Raw genomic sequence first — 14,020 nt, 5'->3', positions numbered from 1 at the left:
TTATAAACTATAAAAATTAATCTAATTTGTCCAATAAATTCTAATTTTTTATTTTGTTTCTTAAAGGAGGTTAATTTATTTAAATTGTTGGATTCCATGCACTAGGAATTTGTAAGGCTTCAGCTAAATCCTTATCTACAGAAACCAAGTCAAGTGTATTTAACTCCGAAATCTGATTTTTACCCATAGCCATTAAGGCTAACTTCATTTCTTCCTTACAGGACACTAAAAAATTACTTAATGTATCAGCTCCTTTATCTATGTCAAAATCATCTTTTTTATCACCATCATATAAAAACAATTGAGGAGTAGGCTCAAAGGGTGTAGCTTTTATGGTTTGGGATTGAAGCGTTGCAACCACTGCTATAGAGCCTATATAAACTGCCTTAGCGCCTAGAGCCAAAGCTTTTAAAAATTCTCCAGGATTTCTTAAACCACCAGCTATTATAATATCTACTTTGTTTTCTGCATTTTTTTCTTTTAAAAAATTATAAGCTCTACTTAGAGAATATAATGTTGGTAATCCTAGATGATCCTCTAAGGTAGGCGGAGCTCCAGAAGTACCACCTTCAGCACCATCTATGGTTATAAAGTCAAGGTTACTTCTAAGTAAAATTTCCAAATCTTTTTCTATATAATGAGAACCGGCAATTTTTACACCTACAGGTACATCATACTGGGATTTCAAGTCTTTTATTAGATTTATTATTTCCTCAGGGGAGTTTATTTCTTTAAGTCTTGAGGTTCTATTAGCATCTTCACCTTCCTTTAGATTAAACACTTCTCTAAGGTGGTTATCTGCTTTATTACTAGGTATATTGCCTATTACAGCTCCGCCCCAGGCGCCTTGACCGAGCTGGATCTCTATTCCATCTAACTGTGACAACTGTTCTTTTTTGTTTAGGCAATTATATCTATTGAATTGACCTATCAATATTTTAGAAAGCTCTCTTTCTTCCCTACATAATCCACTCTCACCAGTATTAGTAGATATGCCCACGTTTGAAGTAGCTTTTGCAATAGCTAATTTTACATTTAAGTTTAAGGAAGAACCATAACCCATGCCAGTAATCATTAGAGGCATTGAAAGTTTAATAGGCTTTTTAGCATTTTTTCCTATGGTAGTAGATAAATCTATGGATGAGAATTCTTCTACAGGGAGCTGAAAAATTTGAGTAGGGTTTAAATATAGTTTATTCCAAGGGGAGTTATGATTTGAACTTCCATAAGCTCTATGCAGTATAGAGCCGTCTTCACCTCTCATTGTAGCTTCTATTAAAGAAGTTAATCCAAGCTTCATGGCACCGGTAACCATAACGTACATATTTTTATCATAAGGATCTCTTAACATACTTTCAGTTATTTTATCCAAAGACTTGTTAGTGATATTTTTCATTATACCTTCCATTGCGTTAATTCTCCTTTCAATAACTTTAATAATAATTTTGTAATTATGGATTTTAAAATTATCAAGTTAGGGCAGAATTTGAGTAGATATTAGTAGTTTTTCAAAACATTTCTAAAATATGCAAGGTTATTAATTATTACTTAAGCAAGTAATATATTAAAATAAATATACAGGTTATAGGTGGAGGATGAAGGTGAATATGAACGGCTTAATGGAGTAAGATAAGTTTCTGAACAACTTGCAGTGAAAAGAGAAAGAAGAGGCGTGACCTCTTCTTTTTTACTGTTTGCTTTCTACAAAACTTAGAGTTTCTTTTGCTATTTTTATTATATCTAAATATGTTATATTGGATAACATATGATCTCCATTAGGAATCTTTAATAGTTTTATATCCATACCCTCTTTTTTACCTCTTTCATATAACTCTATGGATTGACTTATAGGTACTAGAGTATCATTTTCACCATGAATTATAAGGGTTGGAGGGGAATCTCTGTTTATATAGTTTGTAGCACTGGCTGCTTTTAAAATATTTTCGTTAAATAGGTTATCCTTACCTAGGAAGTTTTTAACTATATTTATGCTATTTTCTTCTGAAGTTTTCACCTTTTCTATATCAAAGTTTGTAGGGCCTGAATAATCGATAACATATTTAACTTTGCTTTTATAAGAGGATAACTCATTATCACCAATAAAGTCATTTTCATTGCTGTAGGCTGTTAATAAGGCTAAGTGGCCACCAGAGGAAACTCCTAAAAGACCTATGTTATTAGTATCTATATTGTATTTATCTTTATTTTTATAAAGCCACCTTAGGGCGTCTTTACAATCTTCTACTGGAGAAGGAAAGACTATCTCTTCAGAGGCTAACCTATATTCTATGCTGACTAATGCATAGCCTTCCTCCCTAAGCTTATTAATTAAGGGCATAAGATTCTCGCTAAAGCCTTTGTTGCCATAAGCCCAGCTTCCACCATGAATATACACAATAACAGGCCAGGTTTCTTTTTCAGATTTTAATGGAGCATAAAAATCAAGTTTAAGTCCATCATTTCCTAAGGGTTTATACATTAGATCTAAATATTGTTCACCTTTACCTATATGAGTTATACTAATTTCAGAGTTTGTCTCAATATTTTTATTTTCTGCAATACTTTTGTTACTAATTACCATTTCATATAATAGTATAATAGAAGTGGAAAGGAAAATTAATAATATAAGTAAAATACTTACGCTTTTCTTTTTCATATACATCACCTATAATCTATACGTGTTTTTTAATGCAGAGTTATATTTAAATTGTGTAACAATTTATTGGAAGGAAGAGAATTATGAAGAACATTATATACTATTTTACAGGTACAGGTAATTCCATGATGATAGCTAAAGAGGTTGCAAATGTTTTAGGAAATACTGAGATAAGATCTTTAGCTAAGGAAACTAAAAAAGAAAATAAAGAAATAGATGCTAATAAGATTGGGTTTGTGTTTCCTTTATACTTTAGTGGTGTTCCAGAGGTGGTGGAGAGATTTATTAAGAGGACGAATTTCAAGGCGGATTATTTTTTTTCTATAGTAACTAGAGGAGGATCTCCTGGCTTTGCTGTAAAACAAGTATCTGATCTATTAGAAGAAAAAAATTTAAGGTTAAATTATAGCGTATATATAAAAATGCCTTCTAATTATATTAGGCTCTATGATATGAAGGATGAAAACATAAATTTTAAAATTATCAGAAGAGCCCAAGAAGAAATAAAAACCACAGCACATAACATAAAAAATAATAAGAATAACAAAGTGAGAGACAACATCCTATATTATACCCTTTCTAAAGGATTTTATAAGCATTGGAGAAAGAATTTAAATACTAAGGATACTAATATGCATGTAGATGAAAAATGTACATCTTGTGGATTGTGTATGAAAATTTGTCCAGTGTCAAATATAAGCATGATAGATAGCAAGCCCATGTGGAATCATAAATGTCAAGACTGCATGGCTTGTGTACAACTCTGTCCTGTTAGAGCCGTTCAGATTGGAAAGAAAACTATATATAGAAAAAGATATAAAAATCCATATGTAACCTTAAAGGAAATGATACATTCACCATGAGACGAACATAGTGTTAAAAATATAAATCCTTATTGACTTACGAACATCTATTCGATATAATAAAAACATAAGTTCGGTATTGCGTGATTTGGAAGACATTTATATAGAATATTAAGTGTTTGGATAAAGGGGGATTTATTTTCATGAAGAAAAAGAGTGGGTTGTTTGTAAGGATAAATTATAAGGTGGATTTAACTTCAAAAAGAAGTTCAAATAAAGATAATAACTTACATAATTCTAATTATACAAAATATCTTGTTTGTGCAGGAGTATATAATAAAGATGGTGGAACCATGATATTTCAAGCTAGAGATATAGATGAGGCAAAGGATATCATAAACAATAATCCGTTTTCTGATACACCAATGTATAGTTATGAGATACTAAGCAAAGATAATATTTCCCTAACTATGATGTAGACAAGGCAGAGGGTACATACTATCCAAATTTTATAGATATGATCTTAAATAATAAGAAATAAGACTTCCAAAGTTATATTGGGAAGTCTTATTTTATGTGTTTTAAATTTAATTTACAAAAGGTATTAAAGAAGGGTTTCGCCGGATAAAATTAATAGCCCCTTAACATAGGGCCATCTTATATTTCATACTCAACATTTTCGATGACTAGAGAAAGATTTTTTACAAGGCTTATTTCTGTTCCTTCCCTAGAAGGATCACTACTTTTAACTACTGTTATATTGGGTCTTAAAGGAAAGTTTGGAATAGTATCACCTACTACAGCTATTTCCCCATTGCTCATTTTAACTAAAGTACCTTTAGGATATGGAACGATAACCCTAGCAAAGGCTTTTACCATATCATAGTCAAAATGTGTTGAAGCATTAGCCATGATATACTCCATAGACTCGTTAGGACTTAAAGCTCTTCTGTAAGGTCTATCTGATGTTAAGGCATCATAAACATCTGCTATAGCTACTATTCTTGCAAGATAATTAATTTCTGTTCCTTTTCTTTGCTCTGGATAGCCGCTACCATCATACTTTTCATGATGTTGTAGTGCTATTATTCTTGATTTTGAAGATATGGCTAGAACTCCCCGTAAATAGTCATAACCTTTTGTCACATGTTCTTGCATTATTAAAAGTTCCTGGTCATTTAAAGGTCCTGGTTTAAATAGAACTTCAGCAGGGACAAATGATTTACCTATGTCGTGGACTAATGCTCCTACGCAAAGGTCTAGTAAATCATACTTGTTTAATTGAAGTTGTATACCCAAAATAAGTGATAGCACCGCTACGTTGACGCAGTGTTGATAAGTATAGCTATCAAGACTTTTTATATCCACTAAGTTTACCATTATGCTACTATTTGATAGTATCTCTTCAAGCAATTCTTCAGCTACGCTATATATAGAGTCAAAATATTTTTCTCTCTCTTTTATTAAAGAATTATTGGATTTAGACGGATAAGCTTTAGAAAATTTATCTATACTAGAAAAAGTTCCCTTTATTGTTCCTATGGCTTTTTGTCTTAGCTCTGGCTTTATTATATCATCTATTTCTGCTTGACTATATTCATCAATTATATAAACGGAATAGATATGTATGGATTTTATCCTATTTATCATATTTTTGGATAACTTTACCCCTTCTCTTAACAATGGACGACCTTCATCATCAAATATTGTTTTGGCTAGATAAGCCCCCTCTTTTACACATTCTATAGGGACAAGTCTCATTATCAAACACCTCATTAGGAATATAATGTTTTATAACTAATAATTAGGAAATTTCAAAAACTCATAGTTTCTAAAATTTCCTTAATACTTTACACTTTATAAAGTAAATCAATATTTGTGCATATAATAAAGTATACTATTAAACAGTTTGAATATCCATGTAAATAATTGCAAAAACATTATTTGTAATATAATGTTAAATTAAAGTAAAATATGAACAATTTCAGTGCGATAATATGGAAATTTTTATATTTATACATTATAGTATATATGTAACTTGGTTAGATTATGTAATTTGTTTCAATTATAATGTAGTATATAAAATTAGGGAGGCACATGCTATGATTGGGCTACAAAGTAAAATAAAGCAGTTAGTATATAGTATTAATGGAAAGAATTTAGAGGAATTAAAAAACTTAAAAAGTAATATAAGAAATAAAGAACTTATTTCTATACTGGATATGGCTATACTTTTAAGAGAGATATCTCCAGATACTTTAGAAATCATAAAGGGATTAATTAATTTAAACACGGAGATAAGCAATTTTAATATACAATTAGATTTTTCATCAGATGTTTTAGGAGAAGATTCTAAAGAATTAAATAAGGTATCAAATTTTGTTATGTCTTCTATTAATTCAGCTAGTGAAAGTTTAGAGCAAATATCAAAAGCTATTGAAGAGAGTACTGCTTCTCTACAAGCCATATATGTGGATGCAGATAAATTAACAGATATTATTAAGTCTAATGATGATGATATAAAAACCCTACAGGTTAATTCAGAGAGATTAAGTGAGAGTACAGCTAACCTAGAGAGTTCCATGGTTAATCTTTTAAAAGAGGTGGACTCTATAAAAGATATTTTAAAAGCTATGGAAGAAATAGCAGATAGAACTAACTTGCTAGCTTTAAACGCTTCTATAGAAGCGGCTAGGGCAGGGGAGCATGGACGAGGATTTAGTGTGGTAGCAGAGGAAGTTAAAAATTTATCAGAACTTACTAATAATAAATTACAGGATATACGTAAGTTTATGGAAGAGGTAGAGAAAGCCTCTGAATATAGTGTGGAAAGTGTAAAATATACAACTGGATTTACAAAAGATTTAAATAGGTATATAAAAAACTTTGATAAAAGCTTTGAAGAAAGCAGGGAGAGTGTAGATTATATAAGTTCTTCTATAGAAACCATAAATGTGGCTATGGAGGAAATAAGCGCTTCTACAGAAGAAATGAGTTCAGGTATGAATTTTATTGTAGATAAGACTGAAAGACTTAAAGATGTATCTGAGGACATAGCTAAAAGAGCAATGTATATAAAAACAAGAGCTAAAGAAATAGATATCATAGATAATGATATAAGCTATATAACTAAGTTTAGTGAAAATATAACTAAGAAACCTTTTTTTAAACTAAGAAACAGGGACTTCAACCTATCTATAGATAAGGGGATAGAGGCTCATATTAAATGGGTAGATAATTTAGAGGGCATGGTTGACGCAATGGAAGTTGAGCCTATTCACATAGATGCTACAAAATGTGGATTTGGACACTTTTACCAAGTTGTAAATCCTAAAGATCCTGATATACAGAATATATGGGGAACTATAGATCCTATACATAGAAAGCTTCATAAAACTGGAGAGGTTGTATTAAACAATATAAGAGAAGGAAATAAGGAAGAGGCCATAAAAAACAGTGTAGAAGCAAGAAATTTATCTAAAATAATGGTTGAAAAATTAAACCTATTAAAAAGCATATCATTACAGCTAGAAGAGAAGAAGGAAAGTGTGTTTTAATATGTAAGAGAAAACTATAAATTGTAATTAACTTCATATCTAAAAAGGAGAGTACTAGATCAAAACTTTTTAGATATGAAGTGTGGTTTTAAATTAAATGTTACAGTTTATTTGTTTCTTTACGTTAGATATCTAACAAATTTTTTCTGTAACTATTATATAGGTTTCTTAATATAGTCATTTTTTCATCTAATTCTAATTGCAAGGCTGATACTTTTTCGTATTTTTCGGAAGCTATAGCCTCTTTTATTTTTGTAAATACCCCTTTATGTGCATAAGTATCTTTCATTATGTAATGTCTTAATTCATTTATAGCCATCCAGTTTGTTACATCTAAATCTAGAGCCTTATCTAAGCTGTGAAGCATTTTAGCAGATCTTATTTCATCCATGTAATTGTTTATTATTCTATTTTTAATTTCAGTAACCCATCTTTCTATTACGGCTATCTTAAAGCTATTTATGAGAGCATCATTAAATACATCTCCAGCTTTTAGCGTTTGTAATTTATCTAAGTATATATCAAAGGCATGCAAGTTTTCATAAACTGTGGCTGGAGCTTTACCAAAGTATTTACTTCTCTCTTCTTCAGAAAAAAACTCAAATACATCTTCTTCAGTTCTATAAGCTCTTTCTTTTTCTAAATAAACTGAATCTTCTCCTGGAGCTTTTGAAAGCTCTTTTAATAGTTCATCTTCACTTTTATTATGTACTAAAGCATATTTTATTCCGTCAATCATACTCATGTATAAAACTGATATTGCAAGATAAGTATTTGTATGAGGATTAGGAGAACGTAGCTCAAATCTTGTAGCTAAAGGGTTTTGCATATCTCTTATAAGAGCTATTAAAATAGTTCTATTTCTAGAAGGAACCTCTACGTTTACGCCTAAAGAAGTAACTATGCAAACAGGAGCTTCAAAGCCTGGTTTCAACCTTCTAAAGGAGTCGTTAGTAGCTGAGATAAATGGATTTATTATCTCGTAGTTTTTAAGGATCCCCATAAGAGCTCCATAGCCTATGGAGCTTAAAAAATGTTTTTTGTTAGGAGTAAATAAATTTATAATATTTCCATTTTTCAATTTTAGAGCTACACCAACGTGAACGTGTTCACCACTTCCAGCCACTCCATCAATAGGTTTTGCTAAGAATGTAACTTCAAGACCATTTCTTCTAAAGGTTTCTTTTACTAGATTTCTAACTAATAGTTCATTATCAGCTGCTTGAATAGCATTGGAAAATCTCCAATCTATCTCCATTTGTTCCATTATATGAGTAAGCTTTCCTGATTCATCAATTTTTGCTTTGACACCGCCTACTTCTTTATGCCCCATTTCTGGTTCTAATCCATAAGATTCCATAAGCATTAAGCTTTGCTCTAGTGCAGTTCTAACAGAACCTTTTGTTCTAGTCCAATATTGTTCATGAAGTACTTGAGATGTAGATAATTCTTCTATTTCAGCTTTATCATTAGGGGTTTTAACCCAAAATTCTAATTCAGTAGCAGCGGTAATTGTTATATCATCAATATCTTCAAGGGTTACTCCGTAATAGGAGAGGCTTTCTGGATGGTTAGAAAATAGTTCTAATAACATAGTTTTAAAGTATTCAATAGATCGTTTAAGTGTATGACGTGAGTCTACAGGATTTCCATCATGGTATAAAAAGCAAGGTATTCTAAGGGTTCCGATAGGTTTTTTAGAGATAGGATCAAGGTTTTCATAGTTATAGTCTATAAACCAATTACAATTTAAGTCTGCTATCATATCGATTTTAGCGTTGTTCAAAGTAGCTATTCCAGGTAAAACAACTGAAGAACCATCAGTTTGAGCCGCTGGGCCATGTAAAAAGGTATCTAAATCATCTAAAAATAATTTTATTGGAATTCTCTCATCAGTATCATTGCCTGCAAGATCAATACCTACTAAAGATACAAATCTTATTTCTGGATGTTTAGCAAGTAAACTCTTTAAAGAAGCTTCATTGTGTGAACTTTCTGGTACTACAAATATAAGTTCGTTATTCATAAAATTTGTCTGTGCCTTAATTTAAGGTAAGACATTCACATCCTTTCTTTTTAGAATAGACAAAAGCTTATAAGAATAATATTATTATAAATAGAATAAATAATAAAATTCATTATAATAAAAATATAAAGAAATTCTATTACAATGAATTTTTTATGTCAATATTATGAGATAATTTTAGTACTTTCATAATTTGAAATGTATACATATGATAGTTTTACATGGAAATACTTTCATGCATCGAAATTTTAATATTCAATTAAGAAGAGGAGTTGTTAACAATGGAGGCAGGTTTTTCTAGTAAAAATAAACCAATAGGTTTTTTTGATAGTGGTGTTGGGGGACTTAGTGTACTAAAAAAAGCAATAGACCTCATGCCTCAAGAAAATTACATATATTTTGGAGATTCAAAGAATGCACCCTATGGAGTGAGAGAGGTAGAGGATATAAAGAATTTAACATTTAAGGCTATAGAAATATTGTTATCTAAAGGAAGTAAAGCTATTGTAGTTGCATGTAACACAGCTACTAGTGCTGCAGTAGATGACTTAAGATGTAAATATAAAGAGGTACCTATAATTGGTATAGAACCTGCATTAAAGCCTGCTGTAAGTTTGTATAAAAAGGGAAAAATATTAATAATGGGAACACCTATAACTCTTGCTGAAAAAAAGTTCAATAATTTAGTTGCTAAATGCGGACCGAATCTAGAAATAGTGCCTATACCTTGTCCTGGATTGGTAGAAATGATAGAAAGGGGTATTTTTGAAGGAAAAGATATAAATGATTATTTAAAAGATAAATTTAAAACTTATATAAGTGAGGATATATCCTCTATAGTTTTAGGATGTACTCATTACCCTTTTATAAAAAAAGAAATAATATCTATTTTTGGTGCAGGCATACCTGTAATAGATGGTAGCAAAGGTACGGCAAAAGAACTTAAGAGAAGATTAACTGAAAAGCATATGGTTAATGATTCTGGGAAAAAGGGAAGAGTGGAGATCCTAAATTCTAGTGAAGAGTCTAGGATAATAGATTTAAGTTATAGGTTATTAGAAATTTAGTAAATAGGTTGTATAAATAAATTAAAAAGTGTAAGTTGAGAAATCTTTAAGTTACACTTTTTAATGTTGTTATACATACATTAAAATATTTTTAGTTATGGTGTTTTAAGAATTTCAGTACTGATTCATTAATAGCACTGTTTTTTAATGAATTAAAATTAAAGATATGTTAAATACAATTTTAAAATAAAATAAGGTGGGAAATCATAGATAATTTTTTTGCAAAAAAACTTTGTTAAAGTGTTGACAATATTTTAACTGTTTGATATATTATTAGTATAAAGAGAATTGATTGAAAATTTAAAAAATGATTAAAAGAGGTGTCTTATTATGAATATTAAAGTAAAAGATATTATTGGGACTAACTTTGAAAATGAGGATGCTATAGTATTAAGGGAATACATTAAACAACACATTGGAGCACCTATAATGTTAGATTTTTCTGATATAGATAAAGTATCAACTTCATTTCTATGCTGTTTATTTACAGACCTTATTAATAGTGAAGGAAGAGACTATATTGCTGCAAATGTTGATGTTAAAAACTTATCAAATACTAGGGATTTAAGAAGAGTTCTTTTAGGAACTGCATTTTAAAATCCTACGGATTATAATTATATTATAAAAACTTTACTTTATAATAAGATATTGAATTAATGAGTAGGAGATAGTGTAGTAGATATTTTTATATGAGATACTGCATATTAAATAGATGGGGTTAATACCCATCTATTTTGTTTTTTAAGAGTATTATTTTATTTCTTTAAATTCGAGCTTTACAAATAATGAATATAATATTGAGAATTTTATGTGATAAGGGTTATAATAATAGTAATTCTCATTATATTACTCAAGTTTAAAGGAGGAAGAATTCATGAACCCTATAGTAACAATAGAACTTAATAATGGTGAAATAATTAAGATAGAGTTATTTCCAGAAATAGCACCTAATACAGTTAGAAACTTTGTATCATTAGTAGATAAAGGATTTTATGATGGACTTATTTTCCACAGGGTAATACCTGGATTTATGATCCAAGGGGGATGCCCTGATGGAACAGGGATGGGAGGTCCTGGATATAGTATAAAGGGAGAATTTGCGGCTAATGGATTTAAAAATGACTTAAAGCATGAAAAGGGAGTTATATCAATGGCTAGATCTGCTCATTTTGATTCTGCCGGTAGTCAATTTTTTATAATGGTAGAAAACGCACCGCATCTTGATAGACAGTATGCAGCTTTTGGAAAAGTTGTAGAAGGCATGAATCATGTGGATAAGGTTGTAAAAGCTAAACGAGACTTTAGGGATAAACCATATGAGGATCAAGTAATGAAGAAAGTCACAGTCGATACCTTTGGGGTAAAATACGATGAACCTGAAGAGGCATAAAATATAGTTAAAATGAATTTTGAGAGGAGAAGGTCATGATAAATAATAAAATGATTTTATCTTATGGTTTGGAAGAGAAGGACTTAGAAGTATTTAAAATGTCCAATATAGAATATAGGGTGATAACTACAGAAATATCACATAAAAAAATAGAACAGATAATAGAAGGTGCTGAAGGAGAAAAAAGAGATAAAAAGCTTCCAGAAGAGAAGGTAATTTTGTTTAACGGCTTTAGTGATGAAGAGTTAGATAAGATTATAAAGATAATAAGAGCTACTATAGGGAAAGCGCCTATACTAGCAGTGGTTACTGATACTTCAAAGGAGTGGACATTTGATTATCTAATGGAGCACCTTATAGAAGAGAGAGAATGGTATAAAAAGATGCAACAGGAGAAAGGAAGAAACTAAAGTGAGTAGAGTTGGGGAAAAGATTAAAAAAGCTAGATTAGAAGCAAACATGACTCAAAAGCAGTTATCAAAGAAGCTAGGAGTTGCAGAAAGCTTTATAAATGATTTAGAAATGGGTAAGAAGATAATAAATGAAAATCTTATTGCTAGGATATCTAAAGTTTTAAATAAAGATATAAATGATATAAGTATGTCTTTTGATGAAGAGGCATTAAAAGAAGAGAAAAGTAGCACTAAAGCTTATAGTGAAGAGAAATCAACTAGTAAAAAGAATAAAGTTAAAGAAGAAGTTCAAGAGGTATGGAGTGAAGCTTTTGGAGATGTTCTAAAAAATGTACCCATTTTTAATTACGCTATGAATAGAGTTTTAGGACATAAAAAGATGCCAGTAATGTCTAATAAGATTGAGGGCTACTCTCAAGATCGAGTTTTTTTCATAGAAATTGAAAATGATGACATGGTAGGTTTTAGAATAGGAAAAGGTGACTTAGCCTTTTGCCATTCTTTAAAGGATGTGGAAAATAACTCCATTTGTCTTATAGAATTAAATGGTGAAAGAGTAATAAGACAAATAAAAAGGTTAGATAACACTAAAGCTTTATTACTAAGTAATAAAGTTAATTTAAAGACAGAAACTGTACAAATAAAGGATATAAGAGTTGTAGGTAAGTTGGATAGATTAGAGATAAAACTTTAATAATTAGTTATGAGTAAATAAAGATAAGAATAAGAAATAAACACTTTCAATAAATGGAATGTGTTTATTTCTTATTTTGTATATAATCTTTTATGGTGAATAGAAATAAAAGTCCCAATATTGAGACAGTTTTAAGTTTGGAGAGATTCTACATAATAGTTTAGCTCTTCGCTGTATAGAGCTGCTTTAGTAAAATCCTTTAATTCAATGGATATATATATAAGTTTATTCAAGGCATAAATAAAGGTTTTTTCCATATTATTAATTTTACATAAAGTTACCATTTCTATATAAGTGTTCTTAAGTCCTATAAGATTATTTTCATTTTTATATAATTTTTCAAGTTGTTTTAAAGCGTTTAGCCAATAGACATAATCGTTATATTCTTTGCAAAGATCTATTCCCTTATTGATCGTATAAATAAGATTGTCATATTGTTTTAGCTCATAATATAAGTAACTTTTATCTATAAGGGTATGAGATAATAGTTTTTTATCATTAACTTTTCTAATTTCAATGGATTTAGAAAAGTACTCTTCACTTTTTTCTAGACACTTTTTATATAAATACATAAGAGCTAAGTTATTATATATAGTGCCCAATAATTTTTTATCTGCTGTATGCTCAAGTTGTTCATAAATTTCTATGCATTTATCATATTCTTTTTTTGATTCATAACAATTTACTTCACTTATTACAATTTTAGTATAAAATCTATTATCTTTAGACTGGGATATTTTTCTTTTGCATTTTTGAAGCAGGGTTAAAGCATCATCAAATTTACCTAATTCTAAATAGCATAAAGATAAATTAAATAAGGCTTTATAATATACATCATAGTTATTAGTTAAATTACATAGTGCTAAGGCATTATTAAAATATAAAATAGCTTCATCATATTGTATAAGTTTAAACTTACAAACTCCTAAATTATTGGTGATAGAAGGTTTTTCTCCGGTAGCCTCAGTAGTATTTAGAACTTCATAAGATAAAATATAGTTAAAAAAGGCTTCATTATAATTGTTATCTGAAAGCTTTATATTTCCCATTCTTTTGTATATTTTATATTTTATATATTCTAAACCATTAGTATCACAAAGCTTTAGTAAATTTAGACACTCATCATAGGTAGCCTCATTGTCTATAGCTAAAGAACAATATCTTTCAATATCTTCAAGGGCGTTTCGTGAAAGGTATTCTTCATCTAGATTAAGAGGTATATTTTTCTGTTTTGAATATTCTAATATGCGATTCATTACGGTTATGGCGGTTTCTTTTTTAAATCTCCTTTTATCTTTTTCCACCATGCTTATAAATTCTCTAGTTATATCCCCATCAACTAGATCTTTTTGTTTTAATCCTAATAAAATTCTTAATGATTTAAGCTTTTCACCTTGAGATATAGGCTCCAATT

General features: G+C 29.7%; 13 protein-coding genes. 8 read left to right on the top strand and 5 right to left on the bottom strand.

What is annotated here, in order from left to right; all coding sequences use genetic code 11:
• Positions 1–79: 79 nt before the first annotated feature.
• Positions 80–1,396 carry an FMN-binding glutamate synthase family protein gene (locus tag KQI89_RS10505; RefSeq protein WP_246583073.1) on the bottom strand — a complete coding sequence of 439 codons (1,317 nt, stop codon included), beginning with the start codon at positions 1,394–1,396 and terminating at the stop codon, positions 80–82.
• Between the two features lie 291 nt (positions 1,397–1,687).
• Positions 1,688–2,656 (bottom strand): alpha/beta hydrolase, encoded by a 969-nt coding sequence (locus KQI89_RS10500; protein WP_216457035.1) that lies wholly within the window; start codon positions 2,654–2,656, stop codon positions 1,688–1,690.
• Positions 2,657–2,739: 83 nt separating this feature from the next.
• On the opposite strand from KQI89_RS10500, the gene KQI89_RS10495 reads away from it, so the two are divergent.
• Complete coding sequence (locus KQI89_RS10495) at positions 2,740–3,519, top strand: EFR1 family ferrodoxin (protein WP_216457034.1); 780 nt, start codon at positions 2,740–2,742, stop codon at positions 3,517–3,519.
• Between the two features lie 143 nt (positions 3,520–3,662).
• Entirely contained in the window at positions 3,663–3,938 is a 276-nt protein-coding gene (locus KQI89_RS10490) for a hypothetical protein (RefSeq protein WP_032123511.1), read from the top strand.
• Positions 3,939–4,116: 178 nt separating this feature from the next.
• On the opposite strand, the gene KQI89_RS10485 is transcribed toward KQI89_RS10490, so the two are convergent.
• Entirely contained in the window at positions 4,117–5,220 is a 1,104-nt protein-coding gene (locus tag KQI89_RS10485; protein ID WP_032123512.1) for an HD-GYP domain-containing protein, read from the bottom strand.
• Positions 5,221–5,561: 341 nt separating this feature from the next.
• Between KQI89_RS10485 and KQI89_RS10480 the strand changes: the two genes are divergently transcribed.
• Positions 5,562–7,016 (top strand): methyl-accepting chemotaxis protein, encoded by a 1,455-nt coding sequence (locus KQI89_RS10480; protein ID WP_216457033.1) that lies wholly within the window; start codon positions 5,562–5,564, stop codon positions 7,014–7,016.
• A gap of 124 nt (positions 7,017–7,140) precedes the next feature.
• Here the strand turns inward: KQI89_RS10480 and KQI89_RS10475 are convergent, their stop codons facing one another.
• Positions 7,141–9,042 carry a type I glutamate--ammonia ligase gene (locus KQI89_RS10475; protein WP_216457032.1) on the bottom strand — a complete coding sequence of 634 codons (1,902 nt, stop codon included), beginning with the start codon at positions 9,040–9,042 and terminating at the stop codon, positions 7,141–7,143.
• A gap of 281 nt (positions 9,043–9,323) precedes the next feature.
• Between KQI89_RS10475 and murI the strand changes: the two genes are divergently transcribed.
• From murI to KQI89_RS10450, 5 genes are all read left to right on the top strand, one after another.
• A complete protein-coding gene (gene murI, locus KQI89_RS10470) occupies positions 9,324–10,109 on the top strand; it encodes a glutamate racemase (protein WP_216457031.1) in 786 nt (261 codons plus the stop codon).
• Positions 10,110–10,439: 330 nt separating this feature from the next.
• Positions 10,440–10,706: an STAS-like domain-containing protein gene (locus KQI89_RS10465; protein WP_032123516.1), complete on the top strand. Its 267-nt coding sequence runs from the start codon at positions 10,440–10,442 to the stop codon at positions 10,704–10,706.
• 277 nt (positions 10,707–10,983) lie between these two features.
• The gene (locus tag KQI89_RS10460) at positions 10,984–11,499 is read left to right on the top strand and encodes a peptidylprolyl isomerase (RefSeq protein ID WP_216457030.1); all 516 of its coding nucleotides are present in this window, start codon (positions 10,984–10,986) and stop codon (positions 11,497–11,499) included.
• A 35-nt stretch (positions 11,500–11,534) separates the two neighbouring features.
• Positions 11,535–11,909 (top strand): DUF3783 domain-containing protein, encoded by a 375-nt coding sequence (locus KQI89_RS10455; protein ID WP_216457029.1) that lies wholly within the window; start codon positions 11,535–11,537, stop codon positions 11,907–11,909.
• A gap of 1 nt (position 11,910) precedes the next feature.
• Positions 11,911–12,606: a S24 family peptidase gene (locus KQI89_RS10450; RefSeq protein WP_216457028.1), complete on the top strand. Its 696-nt coding sequence runs from the start codon at positions 11,911–11,913 to the stop codon at positions 12,604–12,606.
• 131 nt (positions 12,607–12,737) lie between these two features.
• Here KQI89_RS10450 and KQI89_RS10445 read toward each other — a convergent pair whose 3' ends face one another.
• Positions 12,738–14,018, bottom strand: a complete 1,281-nt coding sequence (locus KQI89_RS10445) for a helix-turn-helix transcriptional regulator (RefSeq protein ID WP_216457027.1) — start codon at positions 14,016–14,018, stop codon at positions 12,738–12,740.
• Positions 14,019–14,020 lie beyond the last annotated feature (2 nt).

The sequence above is a fragment of the Clostridium simiarum genome (assembly GCF_018919175.1).
GTDB classification, from domain to species: domain Bacteria; phylum Bacillota; class Clostridia; order Clostridiales; family Clostridiaceae; genus Clostridium_L; species Clostridium_L simiarum.
Note: the sequence above shows the minus strand (reverse complement) of the source record. Positions and strands in the feature narration are given on the sequence as shown.

Excerpts from the sequence above, each read along its gene's own strand:
- KQI89_RS10505 (WP_246583073.1), bottom strand. The coding sequence starts at position 1,396 with ATGAAAAATATCACTAACAAGTCTTTGGATAAAATAACTGAAAGTATG.
- KQI89_RS10500 (WP_216457035.1), bottom strand. The coding sequence starts at position 2,656 with ATGAAAAAGAAAAGCGTAAGTATTTTACTTATATTATTAATTTTCCTT.
- KQI89_RS10495 (WP_216457034.1), top strand. The coding sequence starts at position 2,740 with ATGAAGAACATTATATACTATTTTACAGGTACAGGTAATTCCATGATG.
- KQI89_RS10490 (WP_032123511.1), top strand. The coding sequence starts at position 3,663 with ATGAAGAAAAAGAGTGGGTTGTTTGTAAGGATAAATTATAAGGTGGAT.
- KQI89_RS10485 (WP_032123512.1), bottom strand. The coding sequence starts at position 5,220 with ATGAGACTTGTCCCTATAGAATGTGTAAAAGAGGGGGCTTATCTAGCC.
- KQI89_RS10480 (WP_216457033.1), top strand. The coding sequence starts at position 5,562 with ATGATTGGGCTACAAAGTAAAATAAAGCAGTTAGTATATAGTATTAAT.
- KQI89_RS10475 (WP_216457032.1), bottom strand. The coding sequence starts at position 9,042 with ATGAATAACGAACTTATATTTGTAGTACCAGAAAGTTCACACAATGAA.
- murI (WP_216457031.1), top strand. The coding sequence starts at position 9,324 with ATGGAGGCAGGTTTTTCTAGTAAAAATAAACCAATAGGTTTTTTTGAT.
- KQI89_RS10465 (WP_032123516.1), top strand. The coding sequence starts at position 10,440 with ATGAATATTAAAGTAAAAGATATTATTGGGACTAACTTTGAAAATGAG.
- KQI89_RS10460 (WP_216457030.1), top strand. The coding sequence starts at position 10,984 with ATGAACCCTATAGTAACAATAGAACTTAATAATGGTGAAATAATTAAG.
- KQI89_RS10455 (WP_216457029.1), top strand. The coding sequence starts at position 11,535 with ATGATAAATAATAAAATGATTTTATCTTATGGTTTGGAAGAGAAGGAC.